Raw genomic sequence first — 16,494 nt, forward strand, 5'->3', positions numbered from 1 at the left:
TTACTTATATATCCTTATTACCATAGGCCTCTTCTGTAGATGATTTATATACAACTATTTTGCCAGCGACTCTTTAAACTCTACCAGGTCTACCTTTTATCAATTATTTGATTGACCCCTGCATTACGCCACTAATTATATATTTCTGAGCAAAGGAATACACTATGAGTAGTGGCAAGATTGTAAGTAGTAGTGCTGGTATTAATAGCTCCCAGTTATTCATGTAGGTTCCGTTGAAGACTTTCATTTTTATGGGCATAGTATAAAGATTATCTTTGTTTAAGATAAGTGAAGGCAATAGATAATCATTCCATATCCACATTACATTTAGTATTCCAATAGTCGTTGATGTTGGCGCAAGTATTGGAAACACGATTTTGAAAAAGGTCTTAATACGATTGCACCCATCAATTAGCGCAGCTTCTTCTAGTTCAATGGGAATGGACTTAATGAAGCCATGATAAATAAAAACTGAAAGTGCGCTGCCGAATCCAGCATAAAAAACAATTAGCAAAGGGAATGGCACCGTTTCGATTAAATTTAATTTACCCCCGTATATATACATTAGGGGAATCATTACAGACTGGAAAGGAATTATCATTGATGCCACTAGTACTGAAAAGAATATCTTACTAAATATGCTATTGTTTCTTACAAGATAGTAGGAGCACATAGCTGAAAATAACAATATTAATATTGTACTTGCAACTGTAATCAGAAGACTGTTTGAGAATGTAACGAAAAAATCCATTTGCTTTATTGCTTCTTTAAAATGGACGAAATTTAATGTTTTTGGAAATGAAAATGGACTTTGCAGTATTTCTCCATTGTTTTTAAATGAATTTACAATCATTAAGAAAAAAGGAAATACAAAAATTAGAAAAGAAAAGATTAAAAATGCATAAGTTATAATTTTACTTATTAATTTTTTATTTTTCATTATGCTTCTACCTCCCCTTTCTTACCAATATAAACCTGTATACCGGACACTATAGCAACTATTAAAAATAGCATTATTGCTTCTGCTTGCCCGACACCATAGTTATTTTCAATAAATGCTTTCTTAACAATATTCATCGAGACCATTACTGTGCTGTTGTAGGGACCACCAGCTGTTAGAGAATAATTTATATCGTAGACCATAAACCCACTCTTTAATGTCATAAATAGAGTGATTACAAAGGCTGGCCTCATCAATGGTAGCGTCACTTTTGTCAACCGCTGCCAAGCATTTGCGCCATCAATTGTTGATGCTTCAATCACGTCTTTTGGAACATTTACCAAGCCTGCAATAAAAATAAGCATCATGTATCCAGAAAGCTGCCAGACTGTAACTATAACTATAGACCAGAAAGCCATTTTCTCATCACCTAGCCAACCTAACCTTAGAGATTCAATTCCTAACTTTGCTCCTAATGTCGGTAAGGTCTGAACAAATATAAACTGCCATATATAACCAAGAACCAATCCTCCGATAAGATTTGGGGTGAAGAAGGAAGTCCTGAAAAAACTCTGTGCCCTAATTCCTGTAGTAACAAGGTATGCTAGGAGAAAGCCTATGGCATTAACACACACAACTGAAACTACAACGAACTTGACCGTTAACCACATAGAGGTCCAAAACTGGGGGTCACTAAATGCCTCCTTATAATTAGCAATTCCATTAAACTCTGGTGTACTCAAAACTGTTGGCATATTCATAAAAGTCAGATAAATTCCATAGGCAAATGGAATCAATATAGCAACAGAAAAAACAAACATTGTTGGAAAAGTAAAAAGCATCTGCTCACCAAATTTTTTTAAAGGTTTTTTTTCGGATACCATAAGCTACCTCCACTTCTAAATATAATTTAGTTATAAAATTTATGGGTGAGTTTGAAACTCACCCAGTTCATTAACTCACAATTACAATTAATCGTATATTTTATTTCTTCTTAGTTTTATAATAGTCTACAAATCCCTTTGCCAAGTCTGCGCGAGTTTCCTTTTTGCTAATATACTTCTGAACATGTGCTGCAATTACATCCCCATATTCAGCTGCGTTTACGTAGTTTGTACTGAAAGGCATTGTTTTGTCCTTAGCTATAGCATCAGATATAGATATACCTAAAGGATTGTTTACCTTGTTAGGGTTGCTCTTAAAAGCAGAAATTATCTGAGACTTGTTTACTATAAAATCCTGTCCTGCTTTATCATCTACCAACCAGTTTAAAAATTTCTTTGCTGCTTCTTGCTGAGCCGAAGTTGCCTTTTTATTGATCAACATTACTTGTGTTGGACCGGCAACGATTTTATTGTTCATTGGATTGTTTTCGTTGTTATCTACAGGCACAGGCATTAATCCAAATTTATCACCTGCAACTGCCTTGAGTGAGTCATAGGCCCAGTTTCCGTTGAACAACATAGCACTTTCACCCTTACCTACTGCCAAATGAGCATCATCATAATATTGTCCAAGAGGACGTTCTCCATATTTGTTATATTGCTTAGATGCTAACAAATCCATGGTATCATAATACCCGTTCCATGCTGCATTTCCAGCAAAATCAAATTTTCCATCAACCATCTGAGCTACCACTTTACTTGGATCACTGTCTTGATTGATAAATTGCGTGCTGTAATGGTTAGCTACAGACCAAGCTTCTGTTTGATAAGCTACTGGGTATTTAACACCTGAAGCTTGAATTTTATCAAGGAGTGCCTTAAACTTGTCTCGTGTAGTTATTGTGGAAGGATCAAAAGTACCACCTACTGCTTTATCAAGTACTTTTTGATTGTAAACAAGCCCAAACCCTTCTATTGCAAATGGAAAACCTACAACTTGACCTTGAGGATTTTTAAAACTATATACTGTATCCTTGTTCCATTTTTCGTTTGTTAAATCAACACCAAAATCCTTGTATTTATCTAAAACCGAATTTGGCTCCATCATTGCAAGTGTAACTACTTTACCAGATGCTGTAAGTTTATCAAATATATTTACTGTATCTCCAACAGCCACCGAATATGGTTCAACTATAATATCAGGATTTGCAGTCATAAAATCCTTTGTAGCCTGTTCAAATTGCTTGGATATCTCACCTTTTCCATTAGTCATAATAATTGTAACTTTTCCTTTTGATGTACTTTGAGGATCCTTTGATGCTGATGAACTACAAGCTACTAAAGACAAAGCAAGTGTGCCTGCCAAAACACTAGTTAAAAACTTTTTCATATTGACCCCTCCATTTTTTGTTTTATTTATGTAAAGCCCTTTGTGGTCTGTACATCAATTTCTAATAATGTAAACCATTTCTTACAATTTAATTATACAACGCGTTTATCACATATGTCAACCGTATGACATAATTTATTTTTACATATTTGTCCAAAGTCTCTTTTTATATTTTCCCAATAGATTGATCTTATAAGTAATATATAAAAGTAATAGAGACTATGTATATTATAATCCATAGTCTCCAGCCTCATTGAGATAACGGTCTATATCTAAAACTTCATTATTTAACTATGATTACATCATATTCTTTCGTAATAACAAAATCAGCTAGTTGAACATGACCAGCGATGATTTTATGTTCAGTTTCCAGAATATTTTCTATAAATAAATCGTTTACTTCATTTCCTCTATTTCTTTTCTTCCTGTGCTCTAATGTATCAAGTCTACTTCTTGCAATGAATACTTTTGTATCAACATTTTTTAGTAATGAGGTATAAGTTCCCTCAGCGATAACAACATTAATCCCATCTAAACTTATTACCTGATCTTCTATCGAGTTTGCATCATAATCAATTAAAGGCTTAATTATTTCTGATTTTCCACTAATAGCATCTTTTAGATTGTTTTCTAGAACCTTAAAATCAACTTCTTTATGTGGTCCTAGCCATTCAGGATCTTCCTTTCTCTTTGAATCATTTGACTTCGGTGGCAAATAAAAATAATCATCTTGCCCTAATAAAACAGATTTTATTCCATACTTTTGGAGTTCATCAACTATTGCCTTACCAGTTTCTGATTTACCACTTCCTGATTCGCCTGAAACTGTGATAGTATATCTTGTTGCTTTATTTTTTATTTTTGGGATAATTTCTGGAACTATAATACTGGCCGCTTTTATATGGTGTTCCTCTAATACAATAATGTCACCTTTCATGTAAGACCCTCCTCTAAATTTTTATATGTAAACCGCTTGACATATTTATTCTATATCCTTTTTGCAAACATGTCAACCAATTGACATGTTTTATTGTTACAATTATTTTACTTGTAAATAACATATATATTAATAAATGCAAAGTAACTTAAAAGACACTCTAAATCTTATGATTTAAAATGTCTTAGTGTAAAATTATTTAAGCTATAGAAATATTTTTATGTAGTTCTACGTTCAATAAGTTCAATAGGCAATATATTTTCATGCTCAACCTTCTTTTCATCAATCTGATTAATTAGAACCTCCATTGCAAGTTTTGCTATTTGTTTAATTGGCTGCCTTATTGTTGTGAGAGACGGCACAATTAATGAGGCTATATTAATATCATCATAACCAACTATTTTTAAGTCACGTGGTATGGATTTTTCTAAAACGTTTGCTACCTGAACAATGCAGGCAGCTATCATATCACTACTAGCAAATATTCCATCTATGTCCGGATTTTCTTTAAATAATTTGTAGATTAATCTTTCATACTCTTCTTTATCGAAATTATTTATCCTTGTTTCAGTTACCACATAGGGAATCTTGTTCTCATTTGCAACCCTCACAAATGCTTCACACCTTCTATTAGCAGAAGTATTTAAAGTTAGTGGACCACTTATATGAGCAAGATTTTTGCAACCTTTTTCTATAAGTAGTTTTGTGGCAAGAATACCTCCATTATAATTATCTGAAGCAACATAAGGTATATTTTCTGATAAATATCTATCAATAGCAACTATTGGCAACCGAAGATTTAAATACTCAGAAACCTCTAAGGTGTGACTCCCCATAATAATTCCATCAACTTGATTTCTTTTTAGCATATCTATGTAATCTTGTTCTTTTTTACTATCATTATAAGCATTGCATAACAATATCTTATATCCACTCTTATAGGCATAATATTCAATATCCCTTGTAAGCTGTGCAAAAAAAGGATGTGCTACATCAGGGATTATAAACCCAATTAGATTAGACTTTCTTCTGAAAAGAGCTCTAGCTAATTCATTAGGCTGATAATCAAGTTCTTCCATAGCCTTGTAAACATTATTCCTTGTTTTCTCACTGATATATCCCCTGTTATTTAATACTCTTGAAACTGTTGTAACTGTTACCCCTGACCTTTGAGCCACATCTTTTATATTTGCCATAATAACACCCTTTTCATAAGAATTAATATCATATTTACTTTACACTTCTTAACATACTACACTTGTAAGAATACCACTACTTGCTCAGTATCTAAAGGAGATTTATAGAATTAATTTTATAGAAAAATAGAAAGTTCCGGTCTTATTAAAATATTCACAGGGAGTAAATTGTTTTAATTTAAAAAAACATAAGGACTGGCTAAATGGCGCCAGTCCTTTCTCTAGTCTATATATATTTAATTAAAGGGGGCTTTAATTAAAAATCAATTACTAGTTACTTTCTATATATTCATAATAACAACTCTATGTGTCATTAAAATGGCAAATATATAAATATTCTGAAAATAAAAATATATTATAAAATATTTTTTAATTATTTACATTTTTTTCATAGTTATTTGAATATTTCGGTCTATTATATCAGCTTGTAATTTAGTAATGGTACCACATTCAACCAAATATCCCAATACATAAGTATTACCTCTAGCTTCTACTGTATTTCTTAATACCTCTACAATCACTTTATCTGATTGCGACTGAGTTATTGTCTTAGAAGTAACTAGTTCCTTAAGAGTATTACTATATATCTTATTTGTTATGTTTACTGTAGCTTCCATTGGATCAGAGCCACAGCCAACAAAAACTAAAATAAATATAATGGCTATAATTAATATTGAAGTACTTTTCATATTTTTCATAATTTCACCATCCTAATGCCATACGGTTTTTATTCTAATATCATTGTTTATGATTAGAATATTTAGGTAGAAATATACTTACAATATAAAAAATAAATTATAAATCCCTATAACTATTTCAATTTAAAAGTTTTTGGAGCTACTTTGTAGGTTAATATCAAAGCAAGTACCATATATACTACAGTTATTATAATAACTCCTGCCGTAAAATAATATGATGATGTTTGAACTTGAAGACACCCATAACAAGCAAAGTATACTAACATGTTTATGAATTTAAACAGCGGACTTTTTACTGTTAACTCTGCTGTATAAGGCTGCAGAACATAGTACATAAACAAGTGATGTATTGAGAAGAAACAAGATAAGCATATTATGCATAAAAATAATGGTACCATGCTAACAAGTTGCAAGCTGTACCCACTTGTTAATATAATACAAGATATAGATACACATAAAGCTATAGCAGGCATTATATTAAGAATAACCACCCTTTTAAGTCTTGAGGTAAAGTTAGATAAAATTACACTTGCCTCGCGGTAGTATGCATATCTTAATAAACTAGAATCACAATTATAAAACATAGCTTTGCAAATTCTTTCCCCCGTTGACATACAATACATTACGAATACCAATACTGGTATGCTCTTTTTTATTCCGGTTAGTATATCAGCTCTTTTATCTGGCATAAACAATACAAAATACATAGCAATTAAAAATAAAACACCAATAAATGCAACTCTTTGTTTTATAGGATTTACCATTATTCTTCTAAAACGAAGAAAAAATATTGAATTTAAATATTCATATCCCTTTTTTTCGTCATATTTTCTTGTATTTAATTCTTCATTCTTCATTTTATTTTCATCTAATTTTACAGTTGCGAAAGTTGCTGCATTTCTAATAGCCTCTACATTAAATAGCTTGTCCTTTGTTAATAAAAATTTTGCTATCTGAGTATACTTTCTATATTTCCATAGATATAAAAATGATAACACTCCTAAAGCTAAAATAATAATTACTGTAAATATGTTAAATAATATTATATTAAAATTAATTACTACTCCAAATATCGGTAACACATAGGCAAGAATAAGTCCGCTAAGAACTACTAACGCCATAAATGTCACTTTCTTTTTGATCAAGATTTCTGCCTTGTCATATACATAAAGCTGTAACCATTCGCCTATTAATTTCAAAGCTATTAATTCAATAACCAACACTATAGCATTTAAGGGCGAAAATCCTAGTATTAAACCAATAATGGCCATAGGAACTATAAAGTATATAAAATCTGTTGTGTTTTTATATACTATCTCCCCAAGGTAGTATTCTCTAGCGTCTGCTCTCATTAAAGTTACCATATTAAATGCTGCTTTATTGTTTTCATCAAAAATTACATTTTTTACAATTGGCCCTAAAACAAAACTTAAAAAGAAAAGTATATGTATAAAAACAGGTAACATCTTTGTTATATCTTTAGTAATTAAATATGATGGTAAAATAATCATTACACCTAAATATATAGTTTTGCCTATGAATCCTCCAAATACTCTTAAAACTTCTCGTATGACACCTATAATCAGTTTAGCCTTAGTCCTTTTGTATAAGCTATCGGGAATCTTTTTTCCTAAGAGAGGTAACCTTTTAAGAAAAAATATAAAGGTATTCGCTCCTTCTACAAAAGATACCTTAAAACTATTAATGAATGTATTAATCATTACCTCCCTCCTTTAATATCTCCATGATCTTTTCTTCAAATTCAGTACTCTTTAGAACCTCACTATCCACTTCTTCTAGAACACAATTATTTAAAACTAATATTTCATCACACAAATCTGTAGCAAGTTGAAGAATATGAGTAGAAAATATAATAATGTGATCACTCTTCATTTTCTTAAGCAAATTCTTAATCTCTAATGCTACTACAACATCAAAAGAAGTCAGTGGTTCATCAAGCAAAATAACAGCAGGTCTAGTTATCAAAAGACAAACCATCTGCATTTTATTTTTCATTCCATGCGAATATCCCTTTATTAAACGATATCTATCATCTTCATTGATTTTTATAATATCAAAGTACTCATCTATAGTTAGTAATTTCTCAATCTTATCTTTATTAATATCAATATAGAATTTCAAAAACTCATACCCAGTCAAGAATTCTGGCAGCACTGGCTCTGAAAAAACATAGCCTACCTTTCTATAATCTATTTCCTTGGCTGCTTGTCCATCTTCAATAATGCTCACACTACCACCTTCATATTTAAGTTCCCCGCTTATGCAATTAAATAGAGTTGTCTTACCTGCTCCATTTCTCCCAAGTAGCCCATATATCTTACCTTTTTCAAATGTATAAGATGCTTTTTTTAACACCTCTTTTTCTCCATAACTTTTTTCTATATTTTCAATTACTAATCTCACTATATTCCTCCCCCTTTAACCCAATTATAAAAAATAAATAGGAACAGAAAAAATCTCCTGCTCCAACTTATCTTTACTTTATTATTTTTTTACATCTAATTTAGGTGTTTCTAAATTATGATTATCAATTTCCGTATATTTCGGTTTTTTATTAGTAGCATCTATTTTTTTTACATTTTCTATATCTTCTACTATCTCTAACGAAGATATATGCATAGAGCATATTATAGTATTATTATCAAACTGTATAAACTTATTGGTAAAAGTTTTAGTTGTATCCCCCATAGGTAATTTTGTATCCGAATAACATTTTTCTAATATCTCCTCCGGGCTTTCTTCTACAATGTATTCTTTTCCACTATCCATTATAATTTTTGTTACCATATCTAATCACCCCTTAAAATATACATTCTACATTTGCAAGTAAATTCCTTCATAAATTACATGTTTTGGATTACTTATATTGTAGCAGATGTTCTAATAATATATAATTATTAAAATAAATATATATAAATATAGAATATTTATCTTTTACATTAAGCAATATAAATAGTATACTAAAGAATATTAAGTATATTATTAACAATAATAAAGGGGATGTTTTTATGACAAGTAGTACTTTTAGTGCACTTGAGATGTTTAAGATCGCTATATTAATGGAAGAAGAAGGTTATAATTTTTACACCAATGGAGCTAATTATACAAAAGGAAAGACTAAGGAATTTTTATTAGTTGCTGCTGGTCAAGAATTCATTCATAAAGAAAAATTTACAAAGCTTTTTAACGAATTAAGTACCAACAAAGAAAACGATTCTGAATATCTCTTCGATCCAGTCGTAACTAAATATTTAAGAAACTTAATAGAAAATCAAGTATTTAATAAAGAAGAACATCCAAGAGATGCTTTCACAGATTTAAAGTCGGCACTTACACATGCTCTCAAATCAGAGGAGCTTTCAATAAGTGTTTATACAAAAATGTATGAAACAGTATCTCAAAATGACGTTACTGGCATATTGTCTATTATACTCGAAGAAGAAAAGGCTCATGCAACGTATTTCTCTAAATTACTTAAAGAAATAGTAGCTTAGTTATTAAACTAGTATGATATGCAACTATTCTTACTCAGAACAAAAGAAACTACATCACGATAATGGTGTAGTTTCTTTTGTTTTATTTCTATTTAATAGTTTGAGCTTCACTGCATAATCCATAATACATTAACTCCTCTCCATTATCCTTTAATAGCACCCGCCATTAGGCTCTTTTGTACCTGATTGCTTAGAGGTATATATATGAGAATAGTTGGTAATGTTGCAATAACAAGGCCTGCTAAAATCGGACCCCACTCAGTAGCATGTTGTCCTGCCATTGACATTATACCAACTGGCAATGTCTTAAGCTTTGGATTATTCAAAAATGTGTTTGCAAACATCAATTCATTCCAACTTGATAAGTACGTAAATATAGCAACGGTTGACAATGAAGGTCTTAATAGTGGTAATACAATTTTAAAGAATATTTGATATATATTGCACCCATCAATACAAGCTGCTTCCTCAAGCTCCCTTGGTATACCTTCAAGAAAACTAGTCATTACAAATATACCCATGGGAAGTGCAAATGCTACATACGGTATAATTAGAGACAAATAAGTATTTAATATATGCATTTTTCTTAAAATTAAAAATAAAGGTAATAAAGTAGAGTGTATTGGCACCATCATACCTAATAAGAAAATAACTAGTGTCAATTTACTATATTTCCAGTTCATACGAGTAATAGCATATGAAGATGTTGCAATAAGAACGCTTGAAACAATAATTGTTGTTGTTGTTACAATTACGCTATTTAGAAAGTATATACCTACATTACCACTGGTAAGGGCACTAGTATAATTAGATAATTTCCATACTTTAGGTAGTCCAAGAACATTTCCTCCGAAAATTTCTGTATTGTTTTTAAATGAAACTAATACAAGCCAAATTAGGGGATATAACTGAATTACTGCTATTATAATTAAAATAGTTATTAATATTAAACTTTTAGCACTTATTTTTTTACGATTTTTCACCTGTTCCATAAAAACTCCTCCTGTTCTTATTAATATTAAGCTTGATTACTTTTTCTAGCTTGGAACAATTTGCCCATGATTAAAGTAAATATTAGACATTCTACAATAATAAACGTGGACATAGCACTTCCATAACCGTACATGTACTTATTAAAAATAGTATTATACATTAATGTGCTTGGTACCTCACTTGCATGTAACGGTCCTCCATTTGTTATAATGTAAATTAAATCAAAAGCTTTAAATGAACCTGTAACCGCAAATACCACACATACCTGCAAGATTGGTTTAATAAGTGGAATGGTTATTGCAGTAGCCATTTTAAACTCTGAAGCCCCATCTATTTTTGCTGCCTCATATATATCTGGCGAAACCGATTTAATTGCGGCATACATTAGAAGCATATGATAACCAATATATTGCCATATAATTGGCACAAAAACTGCAAACAATGCTATTTTAGGGTCTGCTATCCAAGCATGTGCATATTTTTCTAATCCAATATTTTTAAGAATAATATTTAACATTCCGTAATCCGGATTATATATTTTCATCCAAAGTTGACCAATAACAACCGTTGACATTATTACCGGTATAAAATATATAGTTCTAAAGAAACCTTCCCCCTTCACACCTCTAGCTAAAATTAAAGCTAATGAAAGTGCTAAAGGCAACTGAATAACAACTGAGGCTATCGCTAAAACAAGTGAATTTTGAACTGATTTTGTAAAACCATCTGTATTATTTACAAATAAATTCACATAGTTCTTAAACCCAATAAATGTAGCTTTTCCGATTCCGTCCCAACTTAATAAGCTGTAATATGTCGACAATATTATAGGAAGTATGATAGCTATAAAAAATATTAATAGAGCTGGGAACACAAATATAAATATAGCTTTTTTATCTTTAAAAACCTTATCCATGTCTTGCTGCCTCCTTCTACTTTTAAGTATAGTCCATAAAATTTTTATATGAAATATCTCCTGTCAACTACTTCTAAGTTGTAATTAACAGGAGACTTTATCTATTTTTTATTTATTACTTGCATCTGCTTTGCAAAATTTTCTGGGGTTATTTGTTTACCAAAAAGCTGTGCAACTAAATCCTTATGAACATCTGCATCTGCACCATCGAGGTAAGTATCCCACCAAACAACGTTGTCTGTTGACTTTTTAGCAATACCCGCTATTTGTTTAGTTAATGGCGGAATCTTTGATTCGTCAACATCTACTTTCCAAGTTGGTATACCAGCACCTGTTGAATATAATTTCTTAGATATGTTTTCAGTTATATATTTAGTAGCTTTTGCGGATTCATCTTTGTACTTTGTATTTGCATTAACCATAAATCCCATAATAGCTCCACCTAAAACCTCATCTTTAGCGCCTTTACCATCAGTAGAAGCTGGGAAATTCATAGCTATAACTTTACCTTTAACAGCTGACTTAGCATCATCTATAGTACCGCCTAACCAACTTCCATTATAATACATAGGAATCTTTCCTTGAAGAAATGGCACTTCAGATTCATCACGAGTTAAGCCAAGCGCCGCAGGATTATATGCACCTGCATCTATAAGTTTTGTTAATTTTGATGCTGCATCTACGAAAGCAGGATCTTCAAATGATGCCTTTTTAGCTAGTGCATCATTACTAAGTTTTGCACCGCCAGCTCGAAGAGCTAATGCATCATAGTAGAACATTCCTGGCCACTTATCTTTTTCTCCAACAGCCAAAGGCGTAATTCCTTTAGCCTTGAATGCCTTAACTGCAATTAATAAGTCATCATATGTCTCAGGTATTTTTATTTTGTTAGTTTCAAACATTTCTTTATTTACATAGAAAATACCGATATCACTGGTGTAAGGTAATCCATAAGTTTTATCATTATATGTTAAATAAGTAAGTGCTCCAGTTAATAATTTTTCCTTAGTTCCATCCTTTAAGTAATCATCTAAAGGCAAAACCTTACCTGCATCTATAAAAGGTTTAGAAAAGCCAGCTCCCCAGGTTACAAATATATCTGGTGCTTCATTAGCGGATATAGCTGTTTTTATTTTTGTCTTATATGCCTCATTTTCAGTCCCCTCTGATTCAATCTGTACATTAGGATTAGCAACATTCCACTCTTTAATTACAGCTTCTACATTTTTCTTATTTGAGTCAGTATCTGATGTCCAAATATGCCAAAACTTTAATGTTATTTTTTCTTGTGTTCCCCCAGATTTTGCCTTATCAGCAGCCTTGTTACCACAAGCCATAAGGCTTGAAGTTAATAATATTGTTAATAACAATGATGAAATTTTCTTAAATCTTTTATTCATATAAATCCCCTCCAATTATATAAAATTGTTTACGTTTACAACACTAATAATAAACCATTATCACTTTAAAATAAATTTAGAATTTTTACTTTTTCATTAGATTTTTTTACCTTTTTATTTAATCTTTTTATATTCAGTAATTGAAAATCCCGTGTATTTTTTAAAGCAAGTACTAAAATAGCTTGAATCAGGTATTCCTACCTTTTCTCCTACCTCATATGCCTTTAAATCCATATTATTAAGTAATATTATCGCCTTATCAATTCTAAGTTTAACTAAGTAATCCAAAAAATTAATTCCCATTTCTTTTTTAAATACTCTGCTTAAATAGCTTGGATTAACGAAAAATATATGAGCTACTTTTGATAGAGACAGTTCACAATCTCCAAAGTTTATCTTTACATATTCAGTTATGTCATCAATAAGTTTATTTGATTTCTTACTCTTATAATAATTTATTATTTCAATTACCTTATAACTAATATCCGTTACATACTTTTTGATATCTGGAATTGTATCAATTTCAAATATTTCCTCGTATATACTGTATTTTTCAACATTAAGCACTTTAATATTAATATCAAGATCTTTTAAAATTTCTAGAATAGTAGATACATAGCTAAAAGCATACTCCCTTATATTATTTATCGACAAATTCATATTGGTATTTTTTTTATCAAAAATACCGTCTATTATACCTTGGATTATCTTATGAGATCCAGATAAAAAATATACTTTAAGCTTATCGTCAATTTTAATTATTACATCCTTTTGAGTTTCCATATGTAAATTTATATCCTCATATCTTATCATAGAATTATTTCCAACAATTATCCTGTAATTAAGAGCTTCTAATGCCTCCTTATATGATTTCTCTATGTTTTCAACTTCATTTTTTATTGTTCCAATTCCAATACAGTAGTACCATTTAATATCAGATAAAACGTTTACTATTATATTTTGAAACGCTTCTTGAAAGCAACTATCCTCAAAGTTATTTATAATAATTATCCTATAATTATCATCCAGAAAAATGTTAATACCCTCATGTTGTTTTAAATAATCCTTTAACTTTTCAATAATTGTTTTATAATAAATTACGTTTCTCTTATCATGACTATCTTGAATCTTTAATATTATTTCTATAACAGCTACTTGAAAAGTATCATACTTAAACCTGAAATCTAGATAATCCATTTGTCTTTTTATCTCGATTATAACTACACCAGGCTTAATAAGTCTATTTAAGAGCCTTTCTTTTAAAAAAGGTAAATTTCTTATAATTTGTTTTTTCATCATAGTATATTCAGAAATAGATTCTCTCTCTTTTTCTATTTCTTCTTTCATATTCAGTGCAGTCTCGAGAACAACCTCATCATCGATAGGTTTTAGCAAATAAGCCTTAATTCCTGCTCTAATACTTCTTTGGGCATATTTAAAATCATCATATCCTGAAATAACAACTACTTTAATATTAGGATTCATTTTTATTACAGCATCAGCAAATTCTATTCCATAGATATTAGTCATGCAAATATCCGTAAAAATTAAGTCCGGCTGATATTTATAAACTAACTCTATTGCGTCTTCTCCTGAGGATGCTTCGCCTATAATTTCCATACCAATAGAGTCCCAATCTATACATCTTTTTAATAGATTTCTTACTAAATGTTCATCATCAACTATTAAGACCTTTATTATATTACTACTCATTACTTCCCTCCTGATCTATAGGAATATAAATTATAACTTTTGTTCCTTCTCCGAGTTTACTCTCAACCATAAACTTGCTTTTTCCATTATAAAAAATACTTAATCTCTCCATTGTGCCTCTGAGCCCTATACCTTTTGTGCTTAGCTCCATTATACTAAGAAGCTTATCCTCGCTTATTCCAGCTCCATCATCTTGAACCACAAGTTCAACATAACCATTTTTAACAGATGTGCTTATAAAAATTTTCCCCTTTCTCCTTGTGGGCTTTATCCCATGATAAATTGAGTTTTCTACTAAGGGTTGTAGAACTAATTTCAATATCCTATATTTATTGACGACCTCATCAATATCCATACTAACTGTAAATATATTATCATACCTTATTTGTTGAATAGTAATATAACTTGTAACCGTCTCAAGCTCCTCTTTTACAGTTACAACTTCCCTTCCATTACTAAGGCTTGTTCTGTAGAAAGCACCCAAAGCCTTTATGATTTTATATACTTCATCATTTCGCCCTTCTAATGATAAACAACTTATTGCATCAAAAGAATTATATAAAAAGTGAGGTTTAATTTGTGACTGTAACACATTTAGTTCTGCCTTCCTCTTTATCTTCTGCTCTCTCTTAATTTGCTCTATTAAATTTTCAATTTTATAAATCATAGTATTATATACATTTTTCAATTTTCCAATTTCATCATTTCCTGTATCTATATTTACTTTTTTAAATTCTCCGTTTTCAACAGCTCTCATAGATTTAATTAATTTATTTATGGGCCTTGTTATACTAGCCGATACAAATATCAGCCCCGAAAAGCTCATAATACCACTCAAAATAAGCATACATAGTATTACAAGCATATATACATTTGACTGCTTTGAGATCTCACTAAAGGGAACTATACTGATTATTGTAAAATTCAAGTTATTCTTTAGATATGAAATAATATAATTACTCCCCTTAACCTTTTCAATATGAAAGTAATGATTTTCTTTCATATCATACGTTGTGCTTTCTTTAATATTAAATTGAGAAACATCCTTTGTATGAATAATATCGCTATTCTTCTCATCCCTTAACAGAATGCCAATATCACCTTTTTGTGTTATATTTTTAAAAGAACTGGCAATTGCTTCTTCAGGAATATTTATTACCATTGTCCCAATAGGCCTCTGTGTTTCTAAGTCATTTATAACCCTTATAACTGATACAAAAGTCTGATCGGGCTGATTAAACAATCCCCCGCCATTAATTTTTATTAAATATCCACCTCGTGCTTTTTGAAGCTCGTCATACCATTCACAATTCTTTACATCTTCAAGACTAAAAGACTTATGCACGTTCTTATCCACAAAGTATCTATTTCCATAATTATCAAATATATATACAGATGAGATTAACATATTTGATTGTATTACTTCTGTCAAATTTCTATTAACAGTAGTTTGACTGTTGTAATTAAAATTATAGTTAGCATTTTTCAATATGTTTTGCATATTCTGGTTAGATAAAAGAATTTTAGATTCGTTATTAACTGTATATATTAATAAATTCAAATTTGAATCTATAGTCTTAAGGGTTTGTACCGCCATTTCGCCTACTTTCTGCGTCATTATTCTTTTATTTATTTCTTGATATATAAAGGTGCTAAAAGATATTGATAATACAGCAATTATAAAATAACATACTATTATTTTTGTGCCTATATTGAAATTCTTAAATATACCCATAATTTTTTTTAGCATATAATACTCCCCCAAGTTTAAATGAATACCTATCTGATTAACTATACAATCCCTAACTATTCCATATTTATAGTATATCAGCTCTTGAATACTTTTTAAACCGATTTTATAAAGTATTTTAACAGAAAATATAATAGATACTCTTCATTCGAAGTCTATTTT

Annotated in this window: 15 protein-coding genes; 1 reads left to right on the forward strand and 14 read right to left on the reverse strand. The window is 30.3% G+C overall.

The genetic code is table 11. The features are described 5' to 3' along the window. Nucleotides 1-103 precede the first annotated feature (103 nt). The 9 genes from KPL55_RS11220 to KPL55_RS11260 all read right to left on the reverse strand — a co-directional run bounded on the left by KPL55_RS11220 (nt 104) and on the right by KPL55_RS11260 (nt 8,853). Complete coding sequence (locus KPL55_RS11220; protein WP_216306806.1) at nt 104-940, reverse strand: carbohydrate ABC transporter permease; 837 nt, start codon at nt 938-940, stop codon at nt 104-106. Then, nucleotides 940-1,824 carry a carbohydrate ABC transporter permease gene (locus KPL55_RS11225; RefSeq protein ID WP_216306807.1) on the reverse strand — a complete coding sequence of 295 codons (885 nt, stop codon included), beginning with the start codon at nt 1,822-1,824 and terminating at the stop codon, nt 940-942. Before KPL55_RS11225 ends, KPL55_RS11220 begins: the two co-directional genes overlap by 1 nt. A gap of 100 nt (nt 1,825-1,924) precedes the next feature. Further along, nucleotides 1,925-3,214: an ABC transporter substrate-binding protein gene (locus KPL55_RS11230; RefSeq protein WP_216306808.1), complete on the reverse strand. Its 1,290-nt coding sequence runs from the start codon at nt 3,212-3,214 to the stop codon at nt 1,925-1,927. 283 nt (nt 3,215-3,497) lie between these two features. Further along, complete coding sequence (locus KPL55_RS11235) at nt 3,498-4,151, reverse strand: hypothetical protein (RefSeq protein WP_216306809.1); 654 nt, start codon at nt 4,149-4,151, stop codon at nt 3,498-3,500. A 218-nt stretch (nt 4,152-4,369) separates the two neighbouring features. Further along, the gene (locus tag KPL55_RS11240; RefSeq protein ID WP_216306810.1) at nt 4,370-5,347 is read right to left on the reverse strand and encodes a LacI family DNA-binding transcriptional regulator; all 978 of its coding nucleotides are present in this window, start codon (nt 5,345-5,347) and stop codon (nt 4,370-4,372) included. Nucleotides 5,348-5,724: 377 nt separating this feature from the next. Further along, nucleotides 5,725-6,045 carry a hypothetical protein gene (locus KPL55_RS11245; protein WP_216306811.1) on the reverse strand — a complete coding sequence of 107 codons (321 nt, stop codon included), beginning with the start codon at nt 6,043-6,045 and terminating at the stop codon, nt 5,725-5,727. Nucleotides 6,046-6,158: 113 nt separating this feature from the next. Then, complete coding sequence (locus KPL55_RS11250) at nt 6,159-7,766, reverse strand: hypothetical protein (RefSeq protein WP_216306812.1); 1,608 nt, start codon at nt 7,764-7,766, stop codon at nt 6,159-6,161. Then, nucleotides 7,759-8,469, reverse strand: coding sequence for an ABC transporter ATP-binding protein (locus KPL55_RS11255; protein WP_216306813.1), 711 nt, complete (start codon nt 8,467-8,469; stop codon nt 7,759-7,761). The genes KPL55_RS11250 and KPL55_RS11255 overlap by 8 nt, the downstream gene beginning before the upstream one ends. A gap of 81 nt (nt 8,470-8,550) precedes the next feature. Beyond that, complete coding sequence (locus KPL55_RS11260; RefSeq protein WP_216306814.1) at nt 8,551-8,853, reverse strand: hypothetical protein; 303 nt, start codon at nt 8,851-8,853, stop codon at nt 8,551-8,553. Nucleotides 8,854-9,074: 221 nt separating this feature from the next. Between KPL55_RS11260 and KPL55_RS11265 the strand changes: the two genes are divergently transcribed. After that, entirely contained in the window at nt 9,075-9,560 is a 486-nt protein-coding gene (locus KPL55_RS11265) for a ferritin family protein (RefSeq protein WP_216306815.1), read from the forward strand. 143 nt (nt 9,561-9,703) lie between these two features. Here KPL55_RS11265 and KPL55_RS11270 read toward each other — a convergent pair whose 3' ends face one another. The 5 genes from KPL55_RS11270 to KPL55_RS11290 all read right to left on the reverse strand — a co-directional run bounded on the left by KPL55_RS11270 (nt 9,704) and on the right by KPL55_RS11290 (nt 16,332). After that, nucleotides 9,704-10,552 carry a carbohydrate ABC transporter permease gene (locus KPL55_RS11270; RefSeq protein ID WP_216306816.1) on the reverse strand — a complete coding sequence of 283 codons (849 nt, stop codon included), beginning with the start codon at nt 10,550-10,552 and terminating at the stop codon, nt 9,704-9,706. Nucleotides 10,553-10,578: 26 nt separating this feature from the next. Continuing rightward, nucleotides 10,579-11,469 (reverse strand): carbohydrate ABC transporter permease, encoded by an 891-nt coding sequence (locus KPL55_RS11275; RefSeq protein ID WP_216306817.1) that lies wholly within the window; start codon nt 11,467-11,469, stop codon nt 10,579-10,581. 101 nt (nt 11,470-11,570) lie between these two features. Beyond that, entirely contained in the window at nt 11,571-12,869 is a 1,299-nt protein-coding gene (locus KPL55_RS11280; RefSeq protein WP_216306818.1) for an extracellular solute-binding protein, read from the reverse strand. A 114-nt stretch (nt 12,870-12,983) separates the two neighbouring features. Continuing rightward, a complete protein-coding gene (locus KPL55_RS11285; protein ID WP_216306819.1) occupies nt 12,984-14,582 on the reverse strand; it encodes a response regulator in 1,599 nt (532 codons plus the stop codon). Further along, a complete protein-coding gene (locus KPL55_RS11290; RefSeq protein WP_216306820.1) occupies nt 14,575-16,332 on the reverse strand; it encodes a sensor histidine kinase in 1,758 nt (585 codons plus the stop codon). Before KPL55_RS11290 ends, KPL55_RS11285 begins: the two co-directional genes overlap by 8 nt. Nucleotides 16,333-16,494: the final 162 nt, after the last annotated feature.

This window comes from Clostridium lacusfryxellense (assembly GCF_018861735.1).
GTDB classification, from domain to species: domain Bacteria; phylum Bacillota; class Clostridia; order Clostridiales; family Clostridiaceae; genus Clostridium_AD; species Clostridium_AD lacusfryxellense.

Coding starts and splice junctions, on each gene's coding strand:
- KPL55_RS11260 (WP_216306814.1), bottom strand. CDS start 8,853: ATGGTAACAAAAATTATAATGGATAGTGGAAAAGAATACATTGTAGAA.
- KPL55_RS11250 (WP_216306812.1), bottom strand. CDS start 7,766: ATGATTAATACATTCATTAATAGTTTTAAGGTATCTTTTGTAGAAGGA.
- KPL55_RS11285 (WP_216306819.1), bottom strand. CDS start 14,582: ATGAGTAGTAATATAATAAAGGTCTTAATAGTTGATGATGAACATTTA.
- KPL55_RS11220 (WP_216306806.1), bottom strand. CDS start 940: ATGAAAAATAAAAAATTAATAAGTAAAATTATAACTTATGCATTTTTA.
- KPL55_RS11225 (WP_216306807.1), bottom strand. CDS start 1,824: ATGGTATCCGAAAAAAAACCTTTAAAAAAATTTGGTGAGCAGATGCTT.
- KPL55_RS11245 (WP_216306811.1), bottom strand. CDS start 6,045: ATGAAAAATATGAAAAGTACTTCAATATTAATTATAGCCATTATATTT.
- KPL55_RS11230 (WP_216306808.1), bottom strand. CDS start 3,214: ATGAAAAAGTTTTTAACTAGTGTTTTGGCAGGCACACTTGCTTTGTCT.
- KPL55_RS11275 (WP_216306817.1), bottom strand. CDS start 11,469: ATGGATAAGGTTTTTAAAGATAAAAAAGCTATATTTATATTTGTGTTC.
- KPL55_RS11240 (WP_216306810.1), bottom strand. CDS start 5,347: ATGGCAAATATAAAAGATGTGGCTCAAAGGTCAGGGGTAACAGTTACA.
- KPL55_RS11270 (WP_216306816.1), bottom strand. CDS start 10,552: ATGGAACAGGTGAAAAATCGTAAAAAAATAAGTGCTAAAAGTTTAATA.
- KPL55_RS11290 (WP_216306820.1), bottom strand. CDS start 16,332: ATGCTAAAAAAAATTATGGGTATATTTAAGAATTTCAATATAGGCACA.
- KPL55_RS11280 (WP_216306818.1), bottom strand. CDS start 12,869: ATGAATAAAAGATTTAAGAAAATTTCATCATTGTTATTAACAATATTA.
- KPL55_RS11265 (WP_216306815.1), top strand. CDS start 9,075: ATGACAAGTAGTACTTTTAGTGCACTTGAGATGTTTAAGATCGCTATA.
- KPL55_RS11235 (WP_216306809.1), bottom strand. CDS start 4,151: ATGAAAGGTGACATTATTGTATTAGAGGAACACCATATAAAAGCGGCC.